Source organism: Streptococcus sp. HMSC034E03, assembly GCF_001811505.1.
GTDB lineage: Bacteria > Bacillota > Bacilli > Lactobacillales > Streptococcaceae > Streptococcus.
Genome location: NZ_KV804958.1, coordinates 1 through 540, shown reverse-complemented (window position 1 = coordinate 540; position 540 = coordinate 1). Strand labels below are relative to the sequence as shown.

Here is a 540-nt window from a genome sequence, read left to right as displayed (position 1 = left end):
TAAGTTTGAAGGAGCAGGCGATAAGACTCCAGGAGACAATGTCCAAGACGATTTCACATTCACTGGTAAAGAAAATAAAGCTGATGGAAGTACAACATGGAATGAGAAGAGCCATACTTACGGTAAGGTATCTGTACCAGTAATTCCAGGTTACTACGCTGATAAGACAGAAGCCGGTGGTAAGACAGTTACTCCAGAAAATCCTGAAGCAACAGATACAGTAACCTACAAACCACTTGGAAACTTGGTTCCAAAACCAGGAACACCAGACGATCCAAACTTCCCATCAACACCAAAAGTGAAGTATCCAAATGATCCAACAGATCCAGGTAAACCAGGTAAGCCAGTGGTTCCAGACGTACCAGGCTACAGACCATACTTGCCAGATCCAAAAGATCCAAGCAAACCAGGTCAACCAGTAGAACCAGGTAAGGAGCTACCAAACCTTCCAACAAACCCAGGTGACGACACCCCAATCATCTACGTTCCAATCGTAAATGATGTGACTAAACCAACTAAACAAACAGTTAAGTTTGAAGG

At 43.5% G+C, this 540-nt stretch carries 1 pseudogene; it reads left to right on the top strand.

Features of this window, described 5'->3' with window-relative positions:
* A pseudogene (locus HMPREF2805_RS11225) lies at nucleotides 1-540 on the top strand (hypothetical protein); the annotation flags it as partial.